The following is a 25,064-nucleotide window of genomic DNA, read 5'->3' as shown; positions in this document are numbered from 1 at the left end:
AGCCTCGTACCTCGTCAGTGACTACAACGTTCCGATGAAATTCGCCAGTTCCGGGGTTTGCGGGTTGGCGAACAGCACTTTGGGGTCACCCACTTCATGCACCTTGCCCTGGTGCATAAACACCAGTTTGTCGCCAACTTCACGGGCAAAACGCATCTCGTGGGTGACCATGATCAGCGTCATGCCTTCACGGGCCAATTGGCGCACCACGCTGAGCACTTCATTGACCAGCTCCGGGTCGAGGGCCGAAGTGATCTCATCACACAACAGCACCTTGGGTGACATGGCCAAAGCCCGGGCAATCGCCACCCGCTGCTGTTGACCGCCCGACAGGCGCTCCGGGAAGGCGTCGAACTTGTCGCCCAGCCCCACCCGTTCCAGCATCTGGCGCGCCAGTTCGGCGGCCTTGGCTTTGGGCACCTTTTGCACCACTTGCGGGGCCAGCATGACGTTTTCGCCCACGCTCAGGTGCGGGAACAGATTGAACTGCTGAAACACCATGCCGACCTTCTGGCGCAGGCTTCGCAAGTCTGCGCGGGCGGCATCCAGGTATTCGTCATCGACCTCAATCACCCCGTCGTTAATGGACTCCAGCCCGTTCAGGGTTCTGAGCAAGGTACTCTTGCCCGAGCCGCTGCGGCCAATGATAGCGACCACCTGGCCCTGTTCGACCGTCAGGTCGATGCCTTTGAGCACGTGGTGGTCGCCGTAGTATTTATGCAGGGCGGTAACTCTAAGCAGAGGCATGCAGTCTCCTTTCCAGATAGCGCGCACTGAGCGACAGGGGGTAGCACAAGAGGAAGTAACCCAGAGCCACCAGGCCATAGACCATGAAAGGCTCGAAGGTGGCATTGGCCAGCATGCTGCCGGTCTTGGTCAATTCGGTGAATCCAATAATCGAGGTCACGGCAGTGCCTTTGATGACCTGCACCGAAAAGCCGACGGTCGGCGCGATGGCGACCCGCAAGGCTTGCGGCAGGATCACGTAGCGCAATTGCTCCAGCGGGCTGAGTGCCAGGCTGGCCGAGGCCTCCCACTGGCCGTGGGCAATCGACTCGACGCAGCCGCGCCAGATCTCGGCCAGGTAGGCACTGGTGAACAATGTCAGCGCCAGGGCCGCGGCCATCCACGGCGAAATATCGATGCCCAGCAGGGCAATGCCAAAGAAGATCAAAAACAGCTGCATCAGCAGGGGCGTACCCTGGAACAGCTCTATATAACCGCGCGCCAGAGTGCGGGCGAAGCGGCTTTTGGAAATGCGCATCAGCAACACCAGCAAGCCGATAAAGCCGCCGCCGATAAACGCAACAAGAGACAGGGCGACTGTCCACTGCAAACCCGTCAGCAAGTTACGCACGATGTCCCAGAACGTGAAATCCATCAGCGACTCCTGCTCAGGTAGCGGCGGCCGAACCAGTTCAGTAACTGGCGGATCAACAAGGCCATGCACAGGTAAATCAGGGTGGTCAGGACGTAGGTTTCGAAGCTGCGAAAATTGCGTGACTGAATGAAATTGGCAAAAAAGCTCAGCTCTTCAGTGGCAATTTGCGAGCAGACCGCCGAGCCGAGCATCACGATGATGATCTGGCTGCTCAGAGCTGGCCAAACCTTGGCCAGCGCCGGTTGCAGGACCACATGGCGGAACGCCTCGAATCGGCTCATGGCCAGTGCCGATGCTGCTTCCAGCTGACCTTTGGGGATCGCCTGAATACCTGCGCGGATAATTTCCGTGGAATAGGCACCCAGGTTGATCACCATCGCCAGCACCGCGGCCTGCCACTCGCTGATATGCACACCCAGGCCCGGCAAGCCGAAAAAGATAAAAAATAGCTGCACCAGAAACGGCGTGTTGCGGATCAACTCGACATACAACCCGAACAACGCAGCGAAAGGTCGAATATTCCACGCCCGGACCACGGCGCCGACAATCCCCAGGCTGACGCCGAATACTGTGCCGATCGCTGTCAGTTCAAGGGTATACAGGGCGCCGCGTAATAACAGGTCGCTGTTTTGCAGCACCGGTAAAAAGTCGAACTGATAAGCCATGATTGACCCCGTCGCAAAGTGTCAGAGGTCAGCTGGCAGCGGCTCTTTAAGCCATTGCAGCGCGTTTTTTTCCAGGCTGCCGTCAGCCTTGGCCGTGGCCAGAATCTGGTTCACCTTGTCCAGCAACTCGGGCTGACCCTTGTTCACGCCGACGTAGACCGGTGAATCCTTGAGCTTGAGTTTCATGGCCGGGATGCGCTTGGGGTTGCGTTCGCTGATGGCGACCATCACCACGTTGCCGCTGGCGATCAGGTCCACCTGGCCTGCCAGATACGCGGCGATGGTCGAGTTGTTGTCTTCGAAGCGTTTGATGGTCACGCCGGCTGCCGCCACGTTGGTCAGTTCGATGTCTTCGATGGCGCCACGGGTCACGCTGATGGTTTTACCCTTGAGGTCATCCAGGGTCTTGATCTGCGCGTCTGGCGGGCCAAATACGCCAAGGTAGAACGGCGCATAAGCGTGGGAAAAATCGATGACTTTTTCACGATCCGGGTTTTTGCCCAAGCTGGAAATCACTACATCGACTTTGCCGGTGGTCAGATAGGGCACACGGTTGGTGCTGTTTACGGGCGTCAGTTCAAGTTTGACCTTGAGCTGATCGGCCAGCAATTTGGCGGTGTCGATATCCAGCCCGCGAGGCTGCATGTCCGGGCCGACCGAGCCGAAGGGCGGAAAATCCTGGGGGACTGCGACCTTGAGGGTGCCGCGTGCCATCACCTCATCGAGGTCACTGGCGTGGGCCGGGGCCTGGCTCAGCATCAGGCTGGCGAACAAGGCGCAAATCAAGGCGCTGTAACGCTGGGTCATGGCAATTCTCCGGAAAGGGCGCGCGGTGGTGTGCGCCGTTGAGCCAGAGCACAGGCCATGCCAACAGGGCTTTTATGACCGCCAGGGCTGATTTCAGAAGGCATGCGGCGGTCTGACTGGTCTGAACAGTGATGACGTTTTTTGCACCTCTATCGGGCGTTTCTCACAGGGCTTGAACCGGCTTGGGGCGTGACTTGCCGAGCGTTGGCAATAGCTTTACAACTACGCCTTTCCTGAGCCGATCAAGCCGATTTGTGATGAATTCAAGCGCACGGGCCGTACCCGAAGTGGCATTGCTGGCCATTCGTAAATTGATCGCCGAAAACGCTTTTGCGCCGGGAGATGCCTTGCCGTCGCAGCGCGAGCTGGCGGTGCAGTTGGGGGTCAGCCGGGCATCGCTGCGCGAGGCGTTATCTTCGCTCAGTGCCCTGGGCGTGATCAGTGTGCAGCCGGGTAAAGGCGTGTATGTGCAGGCCGCGCAAGCAGATGACCCGGTTGTTCCGGTTACGGACTGGCCCTATGCAGCCCAGGCCTGCCCGCAGGATATTTTCCAGCTGCGATACGCACTGGAAGGTTTCGCTGCGGGGCTGGCGGCGGTGCGCTTGACCCGCGACCAACTGGATGTGTTGCAGGACAATGTCGAGGCAATGCGCCATGAGTTACGCGCCGGGGATTTTGAGCGTGCCGCGCAGCTGGACTTCGAGTTCCATCAACTGATCCTGCGTGCCAGTGGCAATCAGGCAATGGCCACTATGCTGATCACCCGTGGCGATATTTTTCTGGAAAGCCAGAAGCTGCCGTTTATCCGCCCGGAGCGGGCCATGGAAACCTGGCAGGAGCACCGCAAAATCCTCCGGGCCCTGGCCCGTCATGCCAGCGGCCCTGCACAAAAGGCCATGAGCGAGCACATTCGCCAGGCTGCCTCGCGAACCGGGATTGCCTTCGTCACCCCCGACGGCTCCTGAAACGGGCGATATCTGCACTCATGCACCACTATAGTGAGAGTCAATCGTCCCTCACCTTCCTGAACGCGGTGATGACAGCTATGATGTGCTACGTTTTTGCTTACAACCACGGAGACTTCCATGAGCAGCGATCTTATTAAACACGTCACCGACGCTAGCTTTGAGGCCGATGTTCTCAAGGCTGAAGGCGCTGTACTGGTCGACTACTGGGCTGAATGGTGTGGCCCTTGCAAAATGATCGCGCCGGTTCTGGACGAGATCGCAGAGACTTACAAAGGCAAGCTGACTGTTGCCAAGCTGAACATTGATGAAAACCAGGAAACCCCGGCCAAGCACGGCGTACGCGGTATTCCTACGCTGATGCTGTTCAAGAACGGCAACGTTGAAGCCACCAAGGTCGGTGCGCTGTCGAAGTCGCAGTTGGCTGCATTCCTCGACGCCAATATCTAAGCGTCGATAAAAGCCCCGCTAAATGCGGGGCTTTTTCATGGCTCAAGGACTAGACGCTATGAAACTCAAGTGGTACATTCGGCCCCGCACTGGTTTCTCCATTGCCCCCTGCAAGCCGTCGCCGACGCACTCCTTATCGAATTAGTACGCGATCCTGTCGCCTTCTCTGCGGCGCGGCCTCATTAAGCCCAAAGCTTAATTTCCCTCCCCATAAATGATTACGTCATTCCTATATGAACCTGACTGAACTCAAGCAAAAGCCGATTACCGAACTGCTCGAATTGGCCGAACAGATGGGCATAGAAAATATGGCCCGTTCGCGCAAGCAGGACGTGATTTTCTCCCTGCTCAAAAAGCACGCGAAAAGCGGCGAGGAAATCTCCGGTGATGGCGTGCTGGAGATTCTCCAGGACGGCTTCGGCTTCCTTCGCTCCGCTGACGCCTCGTACCTGGCAGGCCCTGACGATATCTACGTCTCGCCTAGCCAGATTCGACGCTTCAACTTGCGCACCGGCGACACCATCGTCGGTAAAATCCGCCCGCCAAAAGAAGGCGAGCGTTACTTCGCACTGCTGAAAGTCGACACGATCAACTACGATCGTCCCGAGAACGCGAAAAACAAGATTCTCTTCGAGAACTTGACCCCGTTGTTCCCGACCGTACGCATGAAGATGGAAATCGGTAACGGTTCCACCGAAGATCTGACCGGTCGCGTGATCGACCTCTGTGCTCCGATCGGTAAAGGTCAGCGTGGTCTGATCGTTGCTCCGCCAAAAGCGGGCAAGACCATCATGCTGCAGAACATCGCGTCGAACATTTCGCGTAACAATCCTGAAGTGCACTTGATCGTTCTGTTGATCGACGAGCGCCCTGAAGAAGTAACCGAAATGCAGCGTACCGTTCGCGGCGAAGTGGTTGCTTCCACCTTCGACGAGCCACCAACCCGCCACGTGCAGGTTGCCGAAATGGTGATCGAGAAGGCCAAGCGCCTGGTCGAACACAAAAAGGACGTGGTGATCCTGCTCGACTCCATCACCCGTCTGGCCCGTGCCTACAACACCGTTATCCCGAGCTCCGGCAAGGTACTGACCGGTGGTGTCGATGCTCACGCCCTTGAGAAGCCAAAGCGTTTCTTCGGTGCTGCGCGTAACATCGAAGAAGGCGGCTCGCTGACCATCATCGCTACCGCGCTGGTTGAAACCGGCTCGAAGATGGATGAAGTGATCTACGAAGAGTTCAAAGGCACTGGCAACATGGAACTGCCTCTGGACCGCAAGATCGCTGAAAAACGCGTCTTCCCTGCGATCAACATCAACCGCTCCGGTACCCGCCGTGAAGAGTTGCTGACTGCAGACGACGAGTTGCAACGCATGTGGATCCTGCGCAAGCTGTTGCACCCGATGGACGAAGTTGCAGCCATCGAGTTCCTGGTCGACAAGCTTAAGCAGACCAAGACTAACGATGAGTTCTTCTTGTCGATGAAACGCAAGTAACACGGTTTCTCGCACAAAAATCAGGCGCCCCGCGAGGGCGCCTTTTTTTATGCCAAAAAAAAGGAAGGTTTGTGCTTAACTTCGGTCAATAAAAACAATGTATTAGCGAAATTGAGCGTATATGACTTCTCTTGTTTATCGCAGGGACATTGATGGCCTGCGAGCTGTTGCCGTGATTGCCGTAGTACTGTTCCACTTTGGTGTGCCGGGTTTTTCAGGCGGATTCGTTGGCGTCGATGTGTTCTTCGTCATTTCCGGTTATTTGATTACCTCGATCATCTGGCGCCAGCGTGAGGCGGCACGCTTCAGTTTTGTCGAGTTTTGGGCCCGTCGCGCGCGGCGAATCCTGCCGGCCTTGTTCGTGATGATGGCCGCCGTGCTGGCTGTGGGCTGGTTCCTGATGGCACCCAAGGACTACGAAGAGCTGGGGCGTTCGGTGCGCTACCAGGTGATGTTCGTTTCCAACCTGCTGTTTATGCGCCAGGAGGGCTATTTCGATGCGGCCAGCGATCTAAAACCGCTGCTGCATACCTGGTCGCTGGCGGTTGAGGAACAGTTCTATATTGTCTTTCCCTTGCTGCTGACCCTGCTGTCCAGCCGATTCAAGCACTGGCGGCTGGCTTTGTTCAGCCTGTTGCTGGTGTCGTTCGGGCTCAGCGTCTGGGCCGTGGCCCAGCATCCCGAGAAAGCGTTTTTCCTGTTGCCGATGCGGGCATGGGAACTGCTGGCCGGTGCCATGCTGGCGATTGCGCCTGCCAGCCAGAAGCGCCTGACCCCGGCGGCAGCGCAAGCTATCAGCCTGTTGGGCATGGGGCTGATTCTTGTTGCCGTGTTCGGCTATGACAACAGCACACCGTTCCCGGGTGCCGCAGCGTTGCTGCCCGTGCTGGGCGTGGTGGCCCTGATCTGGGCCAATGAGCATCAGAGCACCTGGGTCGGGCGTGTGTTGAGCACGCGGCTAATGGTCGGGCTCGGGCTGATTTCCTATTCCTGGTATTTGTGGCACTGGCCGGTTTTCGTGTTTGGCAGTTATGCCGGCGCGGAGGAGTTTGGTCCCGTGCTGACGGGCGGGTTGATTGCGCTGACGTTGATCCTCGGCTATCTGTCCTGGCGTTTTGTCGAAACGCCGTTTCGTGAGCGTCGAATATTGGCTGGCCGTCGTCAGATTCTCGTCGCGGCGGGCTTGGGCATTCTGGTGTTGGGTATCGCCGGCCAGGCGCTGCGCTGGACCGATGGCCTGCCGTCGCGTTTGTCCGAGCAGGCGTTGCAATATGCGCGGGCCAGCGAATGGCGACCTGAGCTGATGGCCTGCATCACCGATGACAAGAGCCCGGCCGACACGCCGTTCTGCCGTTACGGACAATCGCCCACCGCGCCGGCTCAGTTGCTGGTGTGGGGCGACAGCCACGCCACGGCCCTGATCCCGGCACTGGAAGAAAGCGCCCGCGAGCATGGCGTCAATGTGATGTTGGCCAGCTCGGCCGGTTGCCTGCCGCTTGAGGGGCTGGAGCACGGTACGCGGTGCGCCGATTACAACCGTCGTGTCGAGCGCACCCTGGCGACCGAGCCAGTGCGCGACATCCTGTTGGTAGCCCGCTGGAGCCTGTACTTGTATGGCGATGCCAAGGGCGATCACGGCCATGCGTTGCGCGATGGCAATGGCCACTATAACCGCGCGGTCGCCGAACAACGGTTGGCCGATGGCTTGCGGGCGAAGGTCGAGCAATTGCGCAAGGCCGGGTACCGCGTATGGCTGATGAAGGAGGCGCCGTTGCAACCGTTCAATCCGCCGTACCGCCTGAGCCGCCTGGCGATGCTGCACCAGCCAACCGCCGAAGTCGGCATGCCGGTTGAAGACCACCTCAGGCAAAAAGCGTTTATCAACCGGCTGTTTGCCGATATCGCGGCTGCTGATTCCAATGTGCAGGTACTGGACCCGACCCCGCAGCTGTGTGATGCCTCGGGGTTGTGCCGGGCCGAACAGGACGGTCATTCGTTGTATACCGATGACAATCACTTGTCCGAAATCGGCGCTCGCCTGGTTCTCCCGGCATTGGCCCCGCTGTTCGATGATCTGGCGTTGCGTGCCCCGGAGCAGGCCAATACCGCCCGCTGAGCAGCGATAAGCTGCCAGCGGCCGGCATAGCAGGTAGGATGTACGCCTATTTTAGGGGTGCCACCGTCAATGAAATTCAAGGATCTTCGGGATTTCGTGCAGCAGCTAGAGCAGCGCGGAGAATTGAAACGCATCCAGATTCCCGTTTCTCCAGTCCTGGAGATGACTGAAATCTGCGACCGCACGCTGCGTGCCAAAGGCCCGGCTTTGCTGTTCGAAAACCCGACTGGCCACACGATTCCGGTGCTCGGCAATTTGTTCGGCACGCCAGAGCGCGTGGCAATGGGCATGGGCGCCGAGTCTGTCAGCGAGCTGCGGGAAATCGGCAAGCTGCTGGCGTTCCTCAAGGAGCCCGAGCCGCCTAAAGGTCTGAAGGATGCGTGGTCCAAGTTGCCGATCTTCCGCAAGATCATTGCCATGGCGCCGAAAGTCGTCAAGGACGCGGTGTGCCAGGAAGTGGTCATTGAGGGGGATGACGTAGACCTCGCCATGCTGCCGGTGCAGCATTGCTGGCCTGGCGACGTGGCGCCCCTGATTACCTGGGGCCTGACCGTGACCAAAGGCCCTAACAAGGACCGGCAGAATCTCGGTATCTATCGTCAGCAGGTGATTGGCCGCAACAAGGTCATCATGCGCTGGTTGAGCCACCGAGGCGGTGCACTGGACTACCGTGACTGGTGCGAAAAACACCCCGGCCAGCCATTCCCGGTATCCGTGGCCCTGGGCGCAGACCCGGCGACCATTCTTGGCGCCGTGACCCCGGTGCCCGACAGCCTGTCGGAATACGCTTTTGCCGGCTTGCTGCGGGGCAATCGTACCGAACTGGTGAAGTGCCGCGGCAACGACCTGCAAGTGCCGGCCACTGCCGAGATCATCCTTGAAGGCGTGATCCACCCTGGCGAGATGGCGCCCGAAGGCCCGTACGGCGACCACACCGGTTACTACAACGAAGTGGACAGCTTCCCGGTGTTTACTGTCGAGCGCATCACTCATCGGGTCAAACCGATCTATCACAGCACCTACACCGGCCGTCCACCGGATGAGCCGGCAATTTTGGGCGTGGCGCTCAACGAAGTGTTTGTACCGATCCTGCAAAAGCAGTTCCCTGAAATCACCGACTTCTACTTGCCGCCCGAAGGCTGCTCGTACCGCATGGCCATCGTGACCATGAAAAAGCAGTATCCGGGGCACGCCAAGCGCGTAATGCTGGGTGTGTGGTCGTTTTTGCGCCAGTTCATGTACACCAAATTCGTTATCGTGACTGACGACGACATCAATGCCCGCGACTGGAACGACGTCATCTGGGCCATTACCACGCGTATGGACCCCAAGCGCGACACGGTAATGATCGACAACACGCCAATCGACTATCTCGACTTTGCCTCACCGGTTTCCGGCCTGGGTTCGAAGATGGGCCTGGATGCAACCAACAAATGGCCGGGTGAAACCACCCGTGAATGGGGTCGGGTCATCGTCAAGGATGAGGCGGTCACTCGCCGGATCGATGACATCTGGAATCAATTAGGAATAGATTGATGCGTGTAACCTTGCAGCCTTCAGGTGCGGTACTGGAAACCTTGCCTGGCGAGCGAATTCTGGATGCGGCGCAGCGTCTGGGCTATGAATGCCCGCAGAGCTGTCGCAATGGTAATTGCCACGTGTGTGCGGCCTTGCTGGTTGAAGGCCAGGTCGAGCAGGCGGGAGACGTGCGTGATCATGGCGAGTTTTATACCTGCCTGGCGGCCCCGCTTGAAGACTGTGTGGTGTTATGGGATGGCGTGCTTGCGTTGGGAGAATTACCGGTGCGTAGCCTGGCGTGTCAGTTGACCGAGTGTGTCGATATGGGGGGCGATGTGTGGCGGGTGCGCTTGCGCGCACCTGCGGGCAAGCCGCCGCGTTATCACGCCGGGCAATACGTGATGCTGGAGCGTGAAAACGGTGACAAGTCGGCATTCTCGCTGGCCAGCGCACCGCACTCGGGGCGCGACCTGGAGTTGCATGTACTGGTGCGTGAAGACAGCGCCCGCAAGCTGATCGAGCAGTTGCAGCGCAACAGGATGGTTCGCCTGGAGCTGCCGTTTGGTGACACGCACTTGTCTGAATTGCCGGACGGGCCGTTGGTGCTGATCGCGGCGGGCACCGGCATGGCGCAAATGCACAGCCTGATCGAACATTGCCGTGCCAAGGGTTTCAAGCATCCGGTGCATTTGTACTGGGGCGTGCGTCGCCCGGAAGACTTCTACACCCTGGATGAATGGGCTGAATGGGAGAAAACCCCCAACCTGTTCCTGCATAAGGTAGTGAGTGATTTGTGTGGTTGGGAAGGGCGCTGCGGCATGCTGCATGAAGCCGTGTGCGAAGACATCAGCGATCTGGCCAGTGTGCATGTATATGCCAGCGGTTCGCCAGCGATGATCTACGGTACTCTCGACGCGTTGGTAGCTGCCGGCATGGACGCGCACCAGATGCGTGCCGACGTGTTTGCCTACTGCCCACGACCTTAAAACCGCACGCCAGTGGTAATCATGGCGGCATTGAAGCCGAGCAACACCAGCTCGGCGGCTACCGGGCCGTAGTGGGCGCCGACTGAGGGAATGATCACCGGCGCAATGCCGAAGCGATTGAGGGGAATCTTGTTCTTGTACTCGCCGCGGTAACCTTGCAGCAGGCCGCCCGTCAACTTCAAGTAAACAGGATAAGTGTCGCTATCAAAGCGTTTGCCCGCGTAGGTGTAAAACGATCGCTGGCTGAATGAGTTGCGAAAGGTGGCCACTCCATAGACCAGCCCCGAATCTTCATTGCGTTCAATGCCAATCAAGTCCTGATTGTTGTTGTGCTTGGAGTCAGGTGAAAAGTGCCGGGTATACACGCTGGTTTGCAGATACCAGAACCCTTTGTCGTCCTGTGTTGTATTGTCTTGCGCCAGGGTTGTGCTGGCGTATGCAAGTATCGGTAAACAGTAGCAGAGAACTTTTTTTCGCATTTTGCACCTTCTGGTGGTTATTTGAAGTGTGCGTAGGGTGCACAGCTATCCAGAGGTACCTATCCTGTTTTAATTGGTGTAGGCAGTACCTAAGCAATGTCATATATGCTTGTAGGAATTTTCTTTTTCTTATTGGGTGTTTGTGCTTATTTGGCGCGTAACCGATTCTCGCCTGGTTTGAGTCGCTGGCTTGATTATCCTGTTTCGCGCCTGTCAGCAGCCTGTCCGGTTGGCCAGATCATTGAGTGTGCAGTGATATAAGATTGGTGGATTAGTTTCTGTTACGTCATGTTTGCAGGATCCATTTCCCCGTTATGACTGTTATTGAATCTGCTGGTTTAAACTCGATCTACCCCCCGCAGCTTGATCTCGGGGCACCGTTGACTCCAGAGCAACTGCTCAACTCCGTGCACAGCACCATGGCGCGCCATCAGGGCGGGCCGGTCTGGTTATTTGCTTATGGTTCATTGATCTGGCGCCCTGAGTGCACGGCGGTCGAGCGCGTGCGTGGGCGGGTGCATGGCTACCATCGCGGGCTGTATCTGTGGTCTCACGAGCATCGCGGCACACCGCAGTGGCCAGGTCTGGTTTTTGGTCTGGATCGAGGGGGGTCGTGCAGTGGCTTTGCCTATCGCTTGCCGGAAGAAAACCTGGACGCCTCACTGCATGCCTTGTGGCTTCGCGAAATGCCGGTGCCCTCGTATCGCCCGCACTGGCTGACGTGCAGACTGGACGATGGCAGTCAGGTGCAGGCCCTGGGCTTTGTGCTGGAGCGGCATTTACCCAGCTATGCGGGCAACCTGCCGGATGACGTGTTGAGCCAGGTGTTGGCCAACGCCAGCGGGCGCTACGGCACTACTCGCGATTATGTCGAGCAGACCGTAAGTGCCCTGCGCAGCCACGCCATGCCAGATCGAAACCTGGAGGCGCGGCTCAAGCGCTGCGTACCGATTGCGCCTTAAGCGGGAGCGGTTATCGCACGTTCTTCGCTGGCCTGGTTCTTGTGGCGCAGCGTCGGGATCATGAATGCGATGGCCAGCAGGCACGCGCTGATCAGCAGCACAAAGCCGCCATCCCAACCGAAGTGGTCAACCAGATAGCCCATGGCCGCACTGGCCGCCACCGAGCCACCCAGGTAGCCGAACAGCCCTGTAAAGCCTGCGGCAGTACCTGCGGCTTTCTTCGGTGCCAGTTCCAGTGCCTGCAAACCGATCAGCATTACCGGCCCGTAAATCAGGAAGCCGATTGAAAACAGCGCGATCATGTCCACGGTCGGGTTGCCTGGCGGGTTAAGCCAGTAAACCAGGGTTGCGACGGTCACCAGCGACATAAAGACAATGCCGGTCAGCCCGCGATTGCCGCGGAAAATCTTGTCTGACATCCAGCCGCACAGCAGCGTGCCCGGAATTCCCGCCCACTCGTAGAAGAAGTAAGCCCACGAGGTGGTGTCCACCGTGAAGTGCTTGGCTTCCTTCAGATAGGTCGGCGCCCAGTCCAGCACGCCGTAGCGCAGCAGGTAGACGAACACGTTGGCCAGGGCGATATACCAGAGCATTTTGTTACGCAGCACGTATTTGACGAAGATCTCTTTGGCGCTGAATTCGTCTTCATGGCTGGCGTCGTAACCCGCCGGGTAATCATTCTTGTACTGCTCGATCGGCGGCAAACCAACGGACTGTGGGGTGTCGCGCATGGTGACAAACGCAAACAGCGCCACCAGCAGCGCCACCGTGGCAGGCACATAGAAGGCCGCGTGCCAGTCGTTGAACCAGGCCATACCCAGTAAAAACAGCGGGCCGATCAGACCACCGCCCACGTTGTGGGCCACGTTCCACACCGATACCACACCGCCGCGTTCCTTCTGCGACCACCAGTGCACCATGGTACGGCCACTGGGAGGCCAACCCATGCCCTGCGCCCAGCCGTTGATAAACAGCAAAATGAACATCATGGTCACGCTGGATGTTGCCCAAGGTGCGAAACCGAAAATGAACATCACTCCCGCTGAGATCATCAAGCCAAAGGGTAAAAAGAAGCGCGGGTTAGAGCGGTCGGACACCAGCCCCATGAGGAACTTGGATAAGCCGTAGGCAATGGCAATCGCTGACATTGCTACACCCAGTTGACCTCGGGTGTAGCCCTCATCGATCAAGTAGGGCATGGCCAGAGAGAAGTTTTTGCGCAGCAGGTAGTAACCCGCATAGCCAAAAAAGATACCGGCAAAGATTTGCCAGCGAAGTCGTCGGTAAGTGCTGTCTATTTTTTCTTCAGGCAGAGGCGCCTGGTGTACGGCAGGTCGGAAAAAAGCAAACATTCAAGAGCTCCAAATTTCTTGTTATATCGGCGGTGCCGAACGTTACATTTTCGTTACTGAAAATGACAGGCCTTACCCTTTAGAGCTGAAGGAAAAATCCCACATGCGATTTTCGCTTATGAACATGTCGCTTGGGTATAAAACCCCATACAGGCTGGCTTCGCTGCTCGGGTCTATCTGAAAACTATCCACAGGCTCGGCGAATACAGCGGCAACAAATGTTTTCGTAGGGTTTAAATGCAAGTTCAATAGGAGCAATCCCACGCTGGAATCGGAGCTCCAGGACTGAGCTATTGGCCTGCACATCAATAGAATTTCCCCTTTGCAGCCCTATGGGGTGCGCCGCTGGGGAAGGCTATGAAGCTTGTGCTGGGGTTTGTGGCGTTTACTGCGTGGGCTGGCGAACCTGCGCCAGATATCAACAGTGTCACCTGCCTGAAGTTAAACCGGGAAATCAGGGGCTATATGCGTCGCGGGGTCGACCTGCCTCTGGCTGAGTTGACGCTGTTCAGGCAAACCCGCAACCGGTTGATTGAAGGGTTTGAGGACGGGCTGTATTCACGCGACCAGCTATCGACTGCCATGTACGAGCTATCAAGGGATGTGGAAAAGGTGGTCAAGACCTGCCGGCGCATAGGCAGTCGTCCATTTGTGGACATGTTGCCCGCGAGCGTTCAGAAACTGCTGATGGCAACCACAGGCACAAGTAAGTCACCCGCTGGCCGATAACGCTAGATAGGCCCTCAAGCAGCCCCGTATGCTTGCCTCCACACCGAATGAAGGAGCGAATTGTGAAAGCGTGGATCATGTTGATGCTGGCCCTGGCTTTGCCGATGGCGGCGGTCGGGGAAGAGGCGCAGGAAGGTGGCGACAAGGTCAGCTACATCAGTCTGAGCCCGCCATTTGTGGGTAACTACGGTCTGGATGGCAGTTCAAGGCTCAAGGTGTACAAGGCTGATATTTCCTTGCGCGTGACGGGTGCCGATGCAGCCAGGGCGGTCAAAGCCAATGACCCATTGATTCGTAATCAACTGGTGGGGTTGTTTACCCAGCAGACCAGCGAAACCCTGGGCAGTGTCGAGGCCAAGGAGAAGCTGCGCCAGGAAGCCTTGAAGCAGATCCGGCAGGTGATGAGCGATGAAACCGGCAAGCCGATGGTGGACGATCTGTTGTTCAACAATTTGATCGTTCAGTAAAGGCGCAGCTACGGGCTTGGCTTTTGTGTGGGAGCAGGCCTGCTCGCGATGCAAGCGCCTCGGTACTTCAGATACGTCGAGGTGAAGCTGTCGCGAGCAAGCCCGCTCCCACATAACCCGTGCCCGTGGTTACGACGCCAGACTCTTGCGAAACCGCGCCAGGGCAATGGCGAAGAACACCAGGCCGATGCCGGCCAGGGCCAGCAAGTCTGGCCACACTACGTTCACACCCGCACCGCGAAACAGTATCGCTGCGCTCAGGCTTACAAAGTGGGTCGACGGCGAGCACTGCATCACCCATTGCAACCACACAGGCATGCTGTCCAGCGGCGTACTGCCGCCCGAGAGCAAGAGCATCGGGATGATCACCGGGATGGCCAGCAAACCGAACTGCGGTGTTGAGCGGGCCAGGGTCGCAAGGAATATCCCCAGTGCGGTACTGGCAAACAGGTACAGCGCGGTAACCAGCAAAAACAGGGTCAGCGACCCCGACAGTGGCACGCCCAGCGCCCATTTCACGATGACTTCCAGCGACACCCAGGTGCACAGCACCACCACCAGCATGTTGCTCCAGATTTTTGCCAGCATGATTTCCAGCGCCGTCAGCGGCAGTACCAGCAAGTGGTCGAGGGTGCCGTGTTCGCGCTCGCGCAGCAACGCGGTGCCCGTCAGCACAATGGCCAGGATGGTAATGTTGTTAACGATCTGTATCACCGCCAGAAACCATCCGCCTTCCAGATTGGCGTTGAACAATGCCCGGCTGGAGATCAACGCCGGGGCTTTCGCCGCTGCGTCACCCTGGCCGGCATAGTTGAGCAGCTCACGCTGGAAAATCTGCCCGATATACCCTGCGCCCATAAAGGCCTGACTCATGGCGGTGGCATCGACGTTGACCTGCAGGCCGGGTTGGCGGCCTGCCAGCAAGTCGGCCTGGAAGTTGGCCGGTACATTGATCACAAAGGTGTATTGGCCGTTATCCATGGCCTGATCGAGCTGGTCATAAGGCAAGGCTTGTGGGGTTTTGAACTCCGGGGGCAGCAGCGATTCACTGAGCTTGCGTGACAGAGGGCTATGGTCTTCATCAATGATGGCAACGCTGGCGTTGTGCACGCCGATGATCGAGCTCGATGCTGGCATATAAATCGCCACGGTAAAGGCATAGAGCAAGAACATCAGCAGCACGCTGTCATGGCGCAGGCTGGTGAGTTCTTTAAGGCCAAGGCGCAGGATGTGCGAGAACTTGTGCATCAAACCTCCTGCTTCTTGAGCATGATCAGGCTCAACCCGGTAAACGCCACAAAAAAGCCGAACAACGCCAGGCATTGCGGCCACAGTTGGCGCAGGTCGAGCGCTTTGGTGAAGGTGCCTACTGCGATATCAAGGAAATGCCCGGCCGGGAACAGCATGCCCATTACCGCCGAGGCTCCTTCGAGTGAGGAGCGCGGCACCAGCAACCCGGAAAACTGAATGGTCGGCAGGCTGGTGATGATCATGGTGCCCAGGATCGCGGCGATCTGGGTGCGGGTGAAGGCGGAAATCAGCAGGCCCATGCTGGTAGTCGACAGTACATACAGCAGCCCGCCCAGCGCCAGGGTCAAGCCGCTGCCCTTGAACGGTACGCCAAACAGCCAGCGGTTCATGGCCACCAGCAACGCCAGGTTGACCAGGCTCACCGCCAGATAAGGCGCCTGTTTGCCCAGCAGGAATTCAAGGCGTGTCAGGGGTGTGGCGTAGAAGTTGGTGATGGAGCCCAGCTCTTTTTCTCGCACAATGCCCAGCGCGGTCAGCATGGCCGGGATAAACGCCAGGATTAGAGCCATGACGCCGGGGCCGATGGCATTGACGCTGATCACATCCTGGTTGTAGCGGAAACGGGTTTCCAGTTTGACTGAGGCTTGCCGGTTTTGTGCCTGGCTACTCAATGTGGCCAATTGTTCCAGGTTGGCCTGATGCACGGCCTGCACATAACTGCGGCTGGTTTCGGCGCGAAACGGCATGCCGCCATCAAGCCATGCGGCAACCGTGGGCTGGCGCCCGGCATACAAATCCCGGCCAAACCCCGGGGGGATTTCCAGGGCAATTTTTATTTCCGAGCGTTGCAGGCGTTTGTGCAACTCATCTGCACTGCGGATCGGCGTGTGTTCTTCGAAATACCGGGAGCCGCGGAATGCCTCGAGATAGGCGCGGCTTTGCGGGCTCTGATCCTGGTCGTAGACGGCGAAGGCGAGGTTTTCCACGTCCAGCGAAATGCCGTAGCCAAAAATCACCATCATGAACAGCGCGCCCAGCAAGGCAAAGGCCATGCGCACCTTGTCGCGCAGCAACTCTTTGGATTCGCGACTGGCCACGGCAATCAGCCGGGTCAGGCTGAAACCCCTTTTGCTGACCGGTGGCGGCGAATTGACCGCAGGCGTGGCGACAGGCTCGGGAGAAGAGGCCGCGCTGGCGTCCTGGTCGTTCTGGGCCTGTTCCAGGCAGGTGACAAACGCCGCTTCCAGCGTATCGCCGTGGAACTGGTGTTGTAGCGCATCGGGCGTGTCGCAGGCCAGCACCTTGCCGGCGTGCATCAACGAGATACGGTCGCAGCGCTGGGCTTCGTTCATAAAGTGTGTGGACAGGAAGATGGTCACCCCTTGCTCGCGGGACAACTCGATCAGCAAGCGCCAGAAATCATCGCGGGCGGCCGGGTCCACGCCCGAAGTGGGTTCGTCGAGGATCAACACTTCCGGGCGATGCAGCACAGCCACCGCCAGAGACAGGCGCTGGCGCAAACCCAGGGGCAACTCGCCGGACTGTTGTGTGGCCACGTCGCCGAGATCGAAACGCTCGATCAATTCTTCGATACGCGGCTCGCTTTCGGCCTTGGGCAAGTCAAACAGTTGTGCGTGCAGCACCAGGTTTTGGCGCACGCTCAACTCGCCGTACAGCGAGAAGCTTTGCGACATGAAACCCACGCGCTTGCGGGTGGCCAGATCCTTGGCGTTTACCGGGTTGCCCAGCAATTTGGCGCTGCCTTCGGTGGCCGGCATCAACCCGGTGAGGACCTTCATGGTGGTGGTTTTGCCGCAACCGTTAGAGCCCAAAAAGCCAAAAATTTCGCCCCGGCCAATGGCAAAGCTGACGTTGTTCACTGCGGTGAAATCGCCGAATTTCAGGGTCAGGTCGTGGGCTTCAATGGCGATATCACTGTTGTCGCTGGTGCGCGGTGGAATCACCAGTGGCTCGCTGCTGTGGCCGCTGTCACCCTGATAGTGGGTGAAGGCCTCGTCGAGCTTGCCGGTTGTGGTGACTGCCGCCAGTTCCTGGCTCAGACCGGTGGCAATCAACTTGCCGCGATCAAGCATCAGGCAGTGTTCGAACTGCTCGGCCTCTTCCATGTAGGCCGTCGCCACCAGCAGCGTCAGTTGCGGGCGCTGGCGGCGCACATCTTCCACCAGCTCCCAGAAGCGTCGGCGTGACAGCGGGTCGACACCTGTGGTGGGCTCGTCGAGGATCAGCAGGTCGGGCTCGTGAATCAATGCGCAGCACAGCCCAAGTTTTTGTTTCATGCCGCCCGAGAGCTTGCCCGCCGGGCGCTCGGCAAAACGCTCAAGGTCGGTGGCCTTGAGCAGTTCGGCCATGCGTTGCTCGCAGTCGTCTTTCGACAGGCCAAACAGGGTGCCGAAAAAGCGGATGTTTTCGCTGATCGACAGTTCCGGGTAAAGGTTGCCACCCAGGCCCTGGGGCATAAACGCGATCAGCGGGTACAGGGTGTTGCGATGCCGGCGGTTATCAATCGGGCCGCCGAGCACCTCAAGGGTGCCCTCCTGGAGCTTCTTGACCCCGGCAATCAGCCCCAGCAGGCTCGACTTGCCCGCGCCATCAGGGCCGATCAACCCGCAGCGCGTGCCTATGGGCAGGCTGAACGTGATGTCCAGCAGCGCCTGCTGGCTGCCGTACCTGTGGCTGATGCCACTGGCGTTTAGCGCCAGATCACTCATTGCAGATTAGCCGGCCATGGTACATCGGCGGTTCGCACATAACCGGCACCCGGCATGCCCGGTTTGGCCTGGGGCACGGCACCCGGGTCGGTGAGGCGCAGCTTTACCCGGAATACCAGTTTTTGTCGCTCGTCGCGGGTTTCAACTTCTTTGGGGGTGAACTGGGATTTGGCTGCGACAAAAGTGATTTTGGCCGGCAGCGCCCGGTCGGGCAGGGCGTCGAGCACGATGCGTGCCTCAGAACCCACAGTCAATTTGCCGACCACCGAAGCGGGCATGTACAGGTTCATGTACTGGTCGCCGGGGTCGATCATCATAAATACCCGGCCGCCCGAGCCGAGGACTTCGCCAGGTTCGGCCAGGCGCAGCTGGATCACGCCGTTGATCGGTGCGCGCAGGCTGCTGTCGTCAATTTCGCTGGTCAGCTGTGCGACCTGAGCCTGGGATGAACCAATCGCGGCCTTGGCAGCCGCTACCTGGGCCTGGGCGGCGACTACTGCTGCGTTGCTGGTGTCGAATCGGGCTTGTTGCTGATCCAGTTGCTGACCGCTGGCAAAACCGCGCTGGGACAGTTGGCGAAAGCGCTTGAGTTCCTGGCTGGCCAGCAGTTTTTCGCTCTGGCGCAGTTGCACGTTGGCTTCGTTGGCGGCCAGGGTCTGGCGGGCGCGCAGCACTTCGGCTTCAGCTTGCGCACGACTGGCTTCCAGGGTGCGGGTGTCCATGCGGGCCAGCAGTTGGCCCTGGGTTACCCGGTCGCCTTCGTCAACCAGCACTTCAGCCAGACGCCCGGGGATTTTTGCTGCGATTTGCACTTCTGTGGCTTCGAGGCGGCCGTTGCCCATGCTGATGCCTTCGGGGAGGCGGTCGTGCTGGGATTTCCAATAACCGAACCCGCCTGCTGCGATCAGCAAGACAGCCAAAGGGATAACGAAATAATGGGAAATACGGTGATTGCTAGACATGCCGACATCCTGTGTCACAGAGCGCTCTAGTTTGACGGTTTCAAGCCGATTGCGACTTGATGCCAGTCAAAGGAAGTCCAGAGCGTAGACGCTAAAATCGGATGCTGCTTGTCAGGTGCAGAGCCGGAGTGTTGTAGGAGCGGGCTTGCTCGCGATGGGATCGCTGCGGATCACCTTATAAACCACACCGTCTGAATCGAGAGCAAGCCCGCTCCCACACCAAGCCCTCTCCCACAGCGATTCGCTTTACAGCAACCCCATCACCACAGCCCATTGCTCGCCCGTCACTGGCATCACTGAAAGGCGGCTGCCTTTTTGCACCAGCGGCATTTCGGCCAGAGCGCTTTGCTGTTTGAGGTAGTCGAGTTTGATCACCCGGGGAAAGGTCTGCTCATGGGCGACCTGCAGTGCGCTCCACGGGTTTTTCTCGACGCTGGCCTTGGGGTCGAAGTAATGACTTTCAGGGTCCAGGGCCGTCGGGTCCGGATAAGCGGCCTGGACGATTCGGCCTACTCCGGCAATCCCTGGCTCGGGGCAACTGGAGTGGTAGAAAAAGAACAGGTCACCCACCGCCATGGCTCGCATGAAATTGCGCGCCTGATAGTTGCGCACACCGTCCCAGCGAGCTTCGCCGAGCTTTTGCAAATCCTTGATCGAAAATTCGTCAGGCTCGGATTTCATCAGCCAATAAGCCATCTTCTATACTCCAGAAACATGCTGTGATTATTTTGTCCGGCAACATTTTGCTAAACCGACAGTCGGTTGACGTCAGCGTTTGCTTGCGTGTGCGTGTTGCCGCAAAATGCCCGCCTTTTAAGCTTGACGCTGCTGCACGGCCTATAACAAAAACCGTTGCTGTCATCGTGTTGATTTGCCTGAAGGAGGGCAATCGATGAAACGCAAACCGGATTTACTGTGGATGCTGGTTATTTTGTTCGGTTTGGGTGTGGTTACAACAGGCTACGCGCAAAGTCTCTGGTCAAATTCGACAGACGCGCCGATTGAGCTGGCGCAACAGCAAGTACAACCCTTCAAACGCTAAAAACTGATTCCTGGGCATCGCTTTGTCAGTGATGCCTTGATTGTCAGTGGGCGACGTACCACTGCCTGTCCGAGACCGTGCCCTGCAAAGGGACATCCCAACTGGCCTGGTCCAGGCACGCCACTTTCTGACATTCGTGGGCCAGCCCCAACAGTGTCGGCTTGCGCCAGCTTTGGCGTCTTGCCTGATAGGCCAGGCTGCGGTCATAAAAACCGCCGCCCATGCCCAGCCGTCCCCCCGTCGCATCAAACCCCACCAGTGGTAGTAGCACCAGGTCCAGCGCCCAGACCTTGCGTTGGCGTGCGCGGTTGATGCGGGGTTCAAGAATGCGGAAACGGTTGGGGATCAGCTTTTCGCCGGGGGCGACCCGCTGAAAGACCATTTTAGTTTTCGGCCAGGCACTGAGAACCGGCAGGTAGGTGATTTTGCCCCGACGCTGAGCTTCGCGCAGCAGCAGGCGCGGATCGATTTCACCGTCAGTGGGCAGGTACAGCGAAATGTGTTTGGCGCGGCGAAACAGCGGGTGTTGCGCCAGTTGCCGGTACAGGCCACGGGCTGCCTGGCGTTGCTCGCAGGGCGACAGGTCGCGGCGGGCTTTGCGCAGGATTCGGCGAAGTTGCGGGCGGGAAGGCGGCGCAGGTTCGTTCATATGGCGTGCTGTTCAGGATCGAGACACCGGGTGGTGGCTCGTGCAAGCCAATGCCAGCAGTTGGCTGGCATTGCGCTAGGAAATCAGGCTCCCCGACGTACCGCTGTCGGCTTGGCCCTTGAACCCGAAAGTTCAAGGTGGAAGTTGCAGTAGACCTTAAGGCTTTCCGTCTAGCGGACATGCACACCGGCCCAACGTGCAAGCTCCAGGGTAGTGCGAATCGGCTCAGGGACATCGCTAACTGGCGAATACTCCAGGGAGTGGCGCGAGTATACCCCAAAGTAACGATTTGAATCAGCTTTGGCGTTCGTTCGGATCAGTGGCCAGCACCAGATCAACGCGATCGAGCAGGTCGCGTACCTGTTCTCGGGTAGTGCTGCTGGTCTGAACTTCGGCGACTTCCTGCTTGTGCAGCAGATCATGGGTAATATTCAGTGCAGCCATTACGGCGATACGGTCGGCGCCAATGACTTTGCCGCTGCTGCGAATTTCGCGCATTTTGCCGTCCAGGTAGCGGGCGGCGCTCACCAGGTTGCTGCGTTCTTCCTGGGGGCACATGATCGAATACTCTTTATCGAGGATGTGCACGGTGACGCTACTGCTTGAACTCATGAGTCTTGCTCCAGGGCTTTGAGGCGCGAAATCATCGATTCCACCTTGTTTCTGGCGATTTCGTTTTTTTCAATGAGGTGCGCGCGTTCCTCGCGCCAAGTCTTTTCCTGAGCAGTTAAGAGTGCGTTTTGACGGTTAAGTTGCTCGACTCGGCTAATCAGCAACTCGAGTCTAGCCATCAGTGCATGCAGGTCGGTGTCTTCCATTGTGTCCTACTGTGTATTTTCTGATGGGCGGTGACTGTCAAACGAGTTGACGCCTCGATGGTCTGGCACGGCTGCCGATGCTAGGATACAAGCCCTCCATTCTAGACATAGCGCCGCTTGGCGCCTAGCTGACCATGCCTATTCAGAATTCCCCGTATCAAGCCTTTGTAACCCTGCTGACCGCCAACGGCCACTCCGTCTCGCCTGCCGAACTGCATGGCCACCTGCTGGGTCGCAGCTGTGCCGGTGCCGGTTTCGATGCCGACGCCTGGCTGGTCGAAGCTGCCGAACTGTTGGCTGGTGAGCCACAAGACAACGTACGCAATGCCTTGATCGGATTGCAAGAGATGGTCAAGGGCGAGCTGACCAGTGACGACATGACCGTCGTGCTGTTGCTGCCGACCGACGACGCACCATTGACCGAGCGCGCTGCTGCCCTGGGCCAGTGGTGCCAGGGTTTCCTGTCCGGTTTCGGTCTGACCCGCCGCGCCTATTCGCTGAGCGATGAAGCCAACGAAGTGCTGCGCGACCTGGCCGCCATCGCTCAGGTGCAAGATGCCCTGGAAGAGTCTGAAGACGGCGAAAGTGACTATATGGAAGTGATGGAATACCTGCGCGTCGCGCCGCTGTTGCTGTTCACCGAAACCAAAAAAACTGCTGACGCCGCGCCAGCCAAGCCTTCGCTGCACTGATTGATCGACAAGAGGGAAACCGTCTGCCCATGATCCATATCCCGAAATCGGAATACGCACGTCGCCGCAAGGCACTCATGGCGCAGATGGAGCCCAACAGCATTGCGATCCTGCCCGCTGCGGCGGTGGCCATTCGCAATCGCGATGTCGAACATGTTTACCGCCAGGACAGCAATTTCCAGTACCTGAGCGGCTTTCCCGAGCCTGCGGCCGTGATCGTCCTGATTCCGGGCCGGGCACATGGCGAGTACGTGCTGTTTTGTCGCGAGCGCAACGCCGAGCGTGAATTGTGGGACGGCCTGCGGGCCGGGCAGGAAGGCGCAATTCGCGACTTCGGTGCTGACGATGCGTTCCCGATCACCGATATCGACGACATCCTTCCGGGGCTAATCGAAGGCCGCAGCCGGGTGTATTCGGCGATGGGCGGCAATCCCGAATTCGATCGCAATCTGATGGAGTGGATCAACGCGATCCGCTCCAAGGCCAGCCTCGGTGCCCAGCCGCCCAACGAATTCGTTGCTCTGGATCATCTGCTGCATGACATGCGCCTGTATAAATCGGCGGCAGAGCTCAAGGTCATGCGCCATGCGGCGCAAATTTCGGCTCGCGCCCATGTGCGTGCAATGCAGGCCAGCCGCGCCGGTTTGCATGAGTACAGCCTGGAGGCAGAGCTGGATTACGAATTTCGTAAAAGCGGGGCAAAAATGCCAGCCTATGGCTCGATCGTCGCCTCTGGCGATAACAGCTGCATCCTGCATTACCAGGAGAATGATGCACTGCTCAAAAGCGGCGATCTGGTGTTGATTGATGCTGGCTGCGAGATCGACTGCTACGCCAGCGATATAAGCCGTACGTTCCCGGTCAACGGCCGTTTTTCAGCGGAACAGAAAGCGATCTACGAGCTGGTTCTGGCTGCACAAGAGGCGGCATTTACCGAAATTGCCCCTGATAAACACTGGAATCAGGCCCATGAAGCCACAGTCCGGGTAATTACCGCCGGGCTGGTGGAGTTGGGGCTATTGCAGGGTGACGTTGACGAACTGATCGCCAGCGAGGCCTACAAGCCGTTTTACATGCACCGTGCTGGCCACTGGCTTGGGCTCGATGTGCATGACGTGGGTGAATACAAGGTCGAGGGTGAGTGGCGCGTGCTGGAGGCGGGCATGACCCTGACCGTCGAGCCGGGTATCTATATCAGCCCCGGCAACCTCGATGTCGCGAAAAAATGGCGCGGCATCGGCGTGCGAATCGAGGACGACGTAGTGGTCACCAAACATGGCTGTGAAATCCTGACGGGCGACGTGCCAAAAACTGTCGCCGAGATCGAAGCGTTGATGGCAGGCGCGGCATGAGCCGCGTCAATCTGGCCATCATCGGTGGCGGTCTGGTGGGGGCGAGCCTGGCGCTGGCGTTGCAGGCCGGGGCCAGGGCCCGTGGCTGGAAAATCGTATTGATCGAGCCGTTCGCCCCCGGCAACGCCTACCAGCCAAGCTACGATGCCCGCTCTTCGGCGCTCAGCTATGGTGCCCGGCTGATCTATGAACACTTGGGCCTGTGGCAGGCTATTGCTGAACGCGGTGAGCCGATCAAGGATATTCATGTATCCGATCGCGGGCGCTTCTCGACGGCTCGCTTGTCGGCCAGTGAAGAAGGCGTTCCGGCGCTGGGGTATGTGGTCGAAAACGCCTGGCTGGGCCAGTGCCTGTGGAAAAGCCTGGACCCGGACGTGATCAGCTGGCGTTGCCCGGCTGAAGTTATCCACATGCAACCGCTGGATGATGGCTATCGCCTGACCCTCAACGACGAAACCACGCTGGACTGCGATCTCGCCGTCCTGGCTGATGGCGGGCGTTCGGGCTTGCGCGAGAAACTGGGCATCCATGTGCGTCAGCAGCCCTACAACCAGAGCGCGCTGATAGCCAATATCACGCCGAGCCAGCCCCATGCTGGCATGGCGTTCGAACGTTTTACCGAAGAAGGCCCGATGGCTCTGCTGCCATTGCCTGACAACCGCTGCGCGCTGGTGTGGACGCGTTTGGGGATGGACGCGCAGCGTCTGGCAGCCCTGGATGAGCGCAGCTTTCTCAGCGAGTTGCAGGGCGTATTTGGCTATCGTCTGGGCACCCTCAAACAAGTGGGCGCGCGGCACCTGTATCCTTTGACGCTGATTGAAGCGCAGGAGCAGGTACGTCCTCATCTGGCGGTGCTGGGCAATGCGGCCCACAGCCTGCACCCGATTGCCGGACAGGGTTTCAACCTGTCCCTGCGCGATGCCCGGGCGCTGGCCGACGCCTTGTTGGGCAGTGACAAGCAACCCGGGGATTTCGCCACCCTGCTGAGTTATCAACAGGCGCAGCAACTCGACCAGCAACTGACCATCGGCTTCTCCGACAAGGTGACGCGGGTGTTTGGCAGTGAGCAGCCACTGGTGTCCTTTGGTCGCAACCTGGGCCTTCTAGGCCTTGACCTGTTGCCACCGGCCAAGCGCTGGTTTGCCCGTCAGGCAATGGGCCTGGGCACCCGCGCAGACAGTTGATCACGACCGGGGCGA

At 58.6% G+C, this 25,064-nt stretch carries 26 protein-coding genes and 1 other RNA gene; 13 read left to right on the top strand and 14 right to left on the bottom strand.

The window, feature by feature from the left end:
- Window positions 1-21 precede the first annotated feature (21 nt).
- Genes HBN79_RS02265 through HBN79_RS02250 form a run of 4 tightly spaced genes read right to left on the bottom strand, consistent with a single transcriptional unit; the run spans window position 22 to window position 2,853 of the window.
- On the bottom strand, window positions 22-747 hold the full coding sequence (locus tag HBN79_RS02265; RefSeq protein WP_095000695.1) for an amino acid ABC transporter ATP-binding protein: 726 nt from the start codon (window positions 745-747) through the stop codon (window positions 22-24).
- Window positions 734-1,384 carry an amino acid ABC transporter permease gene (locus HBN79_RS02260; RefSeq protein ID WP_169916205.1) on the bottom strand — a complete coding sequence of 217 codons (651 nt, stop codon included), beginning with the start codon at window positions 1,382-1,384 and terminating at the stop codon, window positions 734-736. The genes HBN79_RS02265 and HBN79_RS02260 overlap by 14 nt, the downstream gene beginning before the upstream one ends.
- Window positions 1,381-2,046, bottom strand: coding sequence for an amino acid ABC transporter permease (locus HBN79_RS02255; RefSeq protein WP_169916183.1), 666 nt, complete (start codon window positions 2,044-2,046; stop codon window positions 1,381-1,383). The genes HBN79_RS02260 and HBN79_RS02255 overlap by 4 nt, the downstream gene beginning before the upstream one ends.
- Window positions 2,047-2,067: 21 nt before the next feature.
- Window positions 2,068-2,853 (bottom strand): transporter substrate-binding domain-containing protein, encoded by a 786-nt coding sequence (locus HBN79_RS02250; protein WP_169916182.1) that lies wholly within the window; start codon window positions 2,851-2,853, stop codon window positions 2,068-2,070.
- Window positions 2,854-3,110: 257 nt separating this feature from the next.
- On the opposite strand from HBN79_RS02250, the gene HBN79_RS02245 reads away from it, so the two are divergent.
- The 6 genes from HBN79_RS02245 to HBN79_RS02220 all read left to right on the top strand — a co-directional run bounded on the left by HBN79_RS02245 (window position 3,111) and on the right by HBN79_RS02220 (window position 10,381).
- A complete protein-coding gene (locus HBN79_RS02245; RefSeq protein WP_169916181.1) occupies window positions 3,111-3,818 on the top strand; it encodes a FadR/GntR family transcriptional regulator in 708 nt (235 codons plus the stop codon).
- A 120-nt stretch (window positions 3,819-3,938) separates the two neighbouring features.
- A complete protein-coding gene (trxA, locus tag HBN79_RS02240) occupies window positions 3,939-4,268 on the top strand; it encodes a thioredoxin TrxA (protein ID WP_016783018.1) in 330 nt (109 codons plus the stop codon).
- A gap of 233 nt (window positions 4,269-4,501) precedes the next feature.
- Window positions 4,502-5,761 (top strand): transcription termination factor Rho, encoded by a 1,260-nt coding sequence (rho, locus tag HBN79_RS02235; protein ID WP_016783019.1) that lies wholly within the window; start codon window positions 4,502-4,504, stop codon window positions 5,759-5,761.
- A 121-nt stretch (window positions 5,762-5,882) separates the two neighbouring features.
- Window positions 5,883-7,877: an acyltransferase family protein gene (locus tag HBN79_RS02230; protein WP_169916180.1), complete on the top strand. Its 1,995-nt coding sequence runs from the start codon at window positions 5,883-5,885 to the stop codon at window positions 7,875-7,877.
- A gap of 69 nt (window positions 7,878-7,946) precedes the next feature.
- Window positions 7,947-9,413, top strand: coding sequence for a 4-hydroxy-3-polyprenylbenzoate decarboxylase (gene ubiD / locus HBN79_RS02225; protein ID WP_095000701.1), 1,467 nt, complete (start codon window positions 7,947-7,949; stop codon window positions 9,411-9,413).
- Window positions 9,413-10,381, top strand: coding sequence for a CDP-6-deoxy-delta-3,4-glucoseen reductase (locus HBN79_RS02220; protein ID WP_095000702.1), 969 nt, complete (start codon window positions 9,413-9,415; stop codon window positions 10,379-10,381). Before ubiD ends, HBN79_RS02220 begins: the two co-directional genes overlap by 1 nt.
- Here the strand turns inward: HBN79_RS02220 and HBN79_RS02215 are convergent.
- Window positions 10,378-10,860, bottom strand: a complete 483-nt coding sequence (locus HBN79_RS02215; RefSeq protein WP_095025175.1) for a sn-glycerol-3-phosphate transporter — start codon at window positions 10,858-10,860, stop codon at window positions 10,378-10,380. The genes HBN79_RS02220 and HBN79_RS02215 overlap by 4 nt on opposite strands.
- A gap of 314 nt (window positions 10,861-11,174) precedes the next feature.
- Here HBN79_RS02215 and HBN79_RS02210 point away from each other — a divergent pair, with 314 nt between their 5' ends.
- Complete coding sequence (locus tag HBN79_RS02210) at window positions 11,175-11,822, top strand: gamma-glutamylcyclotransferase (RefSeq protein WP_095000704.1); 648 nt, start codon at window positions 11,175-11,177, stop codon at window positions 11,820-11,822.
- On the opposite strand, the gene glpT is transcribed toward HBN79_RS02210, so the two are convergent.
- Window positions 11,819-13,174 (bottom strand): glycerol-3-phosphate transporter, encoded by a 1,356-nt coding sequence (gene glpT, locus HBN79_RS02205; protein ID WP_095020106.1) that lies wholly within the window; start codon window positions 13,172-13,174, stop codon window positions 11,819-11,821. The two genes, HBN79_RS02210 and glpT, sit on opposite strands and share 4 nt — an antisense overlap.
- A 357-nt stretch (window positions 13,175-13,531) precedes the next feature.
- On the opposite strand from glpT, the gene HBN79_RS02200 reads away from it, so the two are divergent.
- Window positions 13,532-13,903 carry a hypothetical protein gene (locus tag HBN79_RS02200; protein WP_240882209.1) on the top strand — a complete coding sequence of 124 codons (372 nt, stop codon included), beginning with the start codon at window positions 13,532-13,534 and terminating at the stop codon, window positions 13,901-13,903.
- A gap of 62 nt (window positions 13,904-13,965) precedes the next feature.
- On the top strand, window positions 13,966-14,370 hold the full coding sequence (locus tag HBN79_RS02195) for a flagellar basal body-associated protein FliL (RefSeq protein ID WP_095000707.1): 405 nt from the start codon (window positions 13,966-13,968) through the stop codon (window positions 14,368-14,370).
- A 129-nt stretch (window positions 14,371-14,499) separates the two neighbouring features.
- Here HBN79_RS02195 and HBN79_RS02190 read toward each other — a convergent pair whose 3' ends face one another.
- The 4 genes from HBN79_RS02190 to HBN79_RS02175 all read right to left on the bottom strand — a co-directional run bounded on the left by HBN79_RS02190 (window position 14,500) and on the right by HBN79_RS02175 (window position 20,008).
- Window positions 14,500-15,618, bottom strand: a complete 1,119-nt coding sequence (locus tag HBN79_RS02190; RefSeq protein WP_095000708.1) for an ABC transporter permease — start codon at window positions 15,616-15,618, stop codon at window positions 14,500-14,502.
- Window positions 15,618-18,350, bottom strand: coding sequence for a ribosome-associated ATPase/putative transporter RbbA (rbbA, locus tag HBN79_RS02185; RefSeq protein WP_169916179.1), 2,733 nt, complete (start codon window positions 18,348-18,350; stop codon window positions 15,618-15,620). Before rbbA ends, HBN79_RS02190 begins: the two co-directional genes overlap by 1 nt.
- A complete protein-coding gene (locus tag HBN79_RS02180) occupies window positions 18,347-19,312 on the bottom strand; it encodes an HlyD family efflux transporter periplasmic adaptor subunit (protein WP_095000710.1) in 966 nt (321 codons plus the stop codon). Before HBN79_RS02180 ends, rbbA begins: the two co-directional genes overlap by 4 nt.
- Before the next feature lie 246 nt (window positions 19,313-19,558).
- Complete coding sequence (locus HBN79_RS02175; protein ID WP_095000711.1) at window positions 19,559-20,008, bottom strand: EVE domain-containing protein; 450 nt, start codon at window positions 20,006-20,008, stop codon at window positions 19,559-19,561.
- Between the two features lie 196 nt (window positions 20,009-20,204).
- Between HBN79_RS02175 and HBN79_RS02170 the strand changes: the two genes are divergently transcribed.
- Entirely contained in the window at window positions 20,205-20,354 is a 150-nt protein-coding gene (locus HBN79_RS02170) for a hypothetical protein (RefSeq protein WP_095000712.1), read from the top strand.
- 43 nt (window positions 20,355-20,397) lie between these two features.
- Here the strand turns inward: HBN79_RS02170 and HBN79_RS02165 are convergent, their stop codons facing one another.
- The 4 genes from HBN79_RS02165 to HBN79_RS02150 all read right to left on the bottom strand — a co-directional run bounded on the left by HBN79_RS02165 (window position 20,398) and on the right by HBN79_RS02150 (window position 21,821).
- Window positions 20,398-21,003, bottom strand: a complete 606-nt coding sequence (locus HBN79_RS02165) for a 5-formyltetrahydrofolate cyclo-ligase (protein ID WP_095017791.1) — start codon at window positions 21,001-21,003, stop codon at window positions 20,398-20,400.
- Window positions 21,004-21,088: 85 nt separating this feature from the next.
- A non-coding RNA gene (gene ssrS / locus HBN79_RS02160) (6S RNA) lies at window positions 21,089-21,266 on the bottom strand.
- 31 nt (window positions 21,267-21,297) lie between these two features.
- The gene (locus tag HBN79_RS02155) at window positions 21,298-21,615 is read right to left on the bottom strand and encodes a cell division protein ZapA (RefSeq protein ID WP_095000714.1); all 318 of its coding nucleotides are present in this window, start codon (window positions 21,613-21,615) and stop codon (window positions 21,298-21,300) included.
- On the bottom strand, window positions 21,612-21,821 hold the full coding sequence (locus HBN79_RS02150) for a TIGR02449 family protein (RefSeq protein ID WP_095000715.1): 210 nt from the start codon (window positions 21,819-21,821) through the stop codon (window positions 21,612-21,614). Before HBN79_RS02150 ends, HBN79_RS02155 begins: the two co-directional genes overlap by 4 nt.
- A 134-nt stretch (window positions 21,822-21,955) precedes the next feature.
- Between HBN79_RS02150 and HBN79_RS02145 the strand changes: the two genes are divergently transcribed.
- The 3 genes from HBN79_RS02145 to ubiH are packed head-to-tail and all read left to right on the top strand — an operon-like array spanning window position 21,956 to window position 25,049.
- On the top strand, window positions 21,956-22,513 hold the full coding sequence (locus HBN79_RS02145; protein ID WP_095017790.1) for a YecA family protein: 558 nt from the start codon (window positions 21,956-21,958) through the stop codon (window positions 22,511-22,513).
- A 29-nt stretch (window positions 22,514-22,542) separates the two neighbouring features.
- A complete protein-coding gene (gene pepP, locus HBN79_RS02140) occupies window positions 22,543-23,865 on the top strand; it encodes a Xaa-Pro aminopeptidase (protein WP_095000717.1) in 1,323 nt (440 codons plus the stop codon).
- Window positions 23,862-25,049, top strand: coding sequence for a 2-octaprenyl-6-methoxyphenyl hydroxylase (ubiH, locus tag HBN79_RS02135; protein WP_095017789.1), 1,188 nt, complete (start codon window positions 23,862-23,864; stop codon window positions 25,047-25,049). Before pepP ends, ubiH begins: the two co-directional genes overlap by 4 nt.
- Window positions 25,050-25,064 lie beyond the last annotated feature (15 nt).

The sequence above is a fragment of the Pseudomonas sp. WS 5051 genome, assembly GCF_012985715.1.
GTDB lineage: Bacteria > Pseudomonadota > Gammaproteobacteria > Pseudomonadales > Pseudomonadaceae > Aquipseudomonas > Aquipseudomonas bubulae.
Note: the sequence above shows the minus strand (reverse complement) of the source record. Positions and strands in the feature narration are given on the sequence as shown.

Coding starts and splice junctions, on each gene's coding strand:
- HBN79_RS02200 (WP_240882209.1), top strand. CDS start 13,532: ATGAAGCTTGTGCTGGGGTTTGTGGCGTTTACTGCGTGGGCTGGCGAA.
- HBN79_RS02170 (WP_095000712.1), top strand. CDS start 20,205: ATGAAACGCAAACCGGATTTACTGTGGATGCTGGTTATTTTGTTCGGT.
- HBN79_RS02230 (WP_169916180.1), top strand. CDS start 5,883: ATGACTTCTCTTGTTTATCGCAGGGACATTGATGGCCTGCGAGCTGTT.
- HBN79_RS02220 (WP_095000702.1), top strand. CDS start 9,413: ATGCGTGTAACCTTGCAGCCTTCAGGTGCGGTACTGGAAACCTTGCCT.
- pepP (WP_095000717.1), top strand. CDS start 22,543: ATGATCCATATCCCGAAATCGGAATACGCACGTCGCCGCAAGGCACTC.
- HBN79_RS02175 (WP_095000711.1), bottom strand. CDS start 20,008: ATGGCTTATTGGCTGATGAAATCCGAGCCTGACGAATTTTCGATCAAG.
- HBN79_RS02190 (WP_095000708.1), bottom strand. CDS start 15,618: ATGCACAAGTTCTCGCACATCCTGCGCCTTGGCCTTAAAGAACTCACC.
- HBN79_RS02150 (WP_095000715.1), bottom strand. CDS start 21,821: ATGGAAGACACCGACCTGCATGCACTGATGGCTAGACTCGAGTTGCTG.
- HBN79_RS02245 (WP_169916181.1), top strand. CDS start 3,111: ATGAATTCAAGCGCACGGGCCGTACCCGAAGTGGCATTGCTGGCCATT.
- rbbA (WP_169916179.1), bottom strand. CDS start 18,350: ATGAGTGATCTGGCGCTAAACGCCAGTGGCATCAGCCACAGGTACGGC.
- ubiH (WP_095017789.1), top strand. CDS start 23,862: ATGAGCCGCGTCAATCTGGCCATCATCGGTGGCGGTCTGGTGGGGGCG.
- HBN79_RS02265 (WP_095000695.1), bottom strand. CDS start 747: ATGCCTCTGCTTAGAGTTACCGCCCTGCATAAATACTACGGCGACCAC.
- ubiD (WP_095000701.1), top strand. CDS start 7,947: ATGAAATTCAAGGATCTTCGGGATTTCGTGCAGCAGCTAGAGCAGCGC.
- trxA (WP_016783018.1), top strand. CDS start 3,939: ATGAGCAGCGATCTTATTAAACACGTCACCGACGCTAGCTTTGAGGCC.
- HBN79_RS02255 (WP_169916183.1), bottom strand. CDS start 2,046: ATGGCTTATCAGTTCGACTTTTTACCGGTGCTGCAAAACAGCGACCTG.
- HBN79_RS02215 (WP_095025175.1), bottom strand. CDS start 10,860: ATGCGAAAAAAAGTTCTCTGCTACTGTTTACCGATACTTGCATACGCC.
- HBN79_RS02155 (WP_095000714.1), bottom strand. CDS start 21,615: ATGAGTTCAAGCAGTAGCGTCACCGTGCACATCCTCGATAAAGAGTAT.
- HBN79_RS02180 (WP_095000710.1), bottom strand. CDS start 19,312: ATGTCTAGCAATCACCGTATTTCCCATTATTTCGTTATCCCTTTGGCT.
- rho (WP_016783019.1), top strand. CDS start 4,502: ATGAACCTGACTGAACTCAAGCAAAAGCCGATTACCGAACTGCTCGAA.
- HBN79_RS02250 (WP_169916182.1), bottom strand. CDS start 2,853: ATGACCCAGCGTTACAGCGCCTTGATTTGCGCCTTGTTCGCCAGCCTG.
- HBN79_RS02165 (WP_095017791.1), bottom strand. CDS start 21,003: ATGAACGAACCTGCGCCGCCTTCCCGCCCGCAACTTCGCCGAATCCTG.
- HBN79_RS02145 (WP_095017790.1), top strand. CDS start 21,956: ATGCCTATTCAGAATTCCCCGTATCAAGCCTTTGTAACCCTGCTGACC.
- HBN79_RS02210 (WP_095000704.1), top strand. CDS start 11,175: ATGACTGTTATTGAATCTGCTGGTTTAAACTCGATCTACCCCCCGCAG.
- glpT (WP_095020106.1), bottom strand. CDS start 13,174: ATGTTTGCTTTTTTCCGACCTGCCGTACACCAGGCGCCTCTGCCTGAA.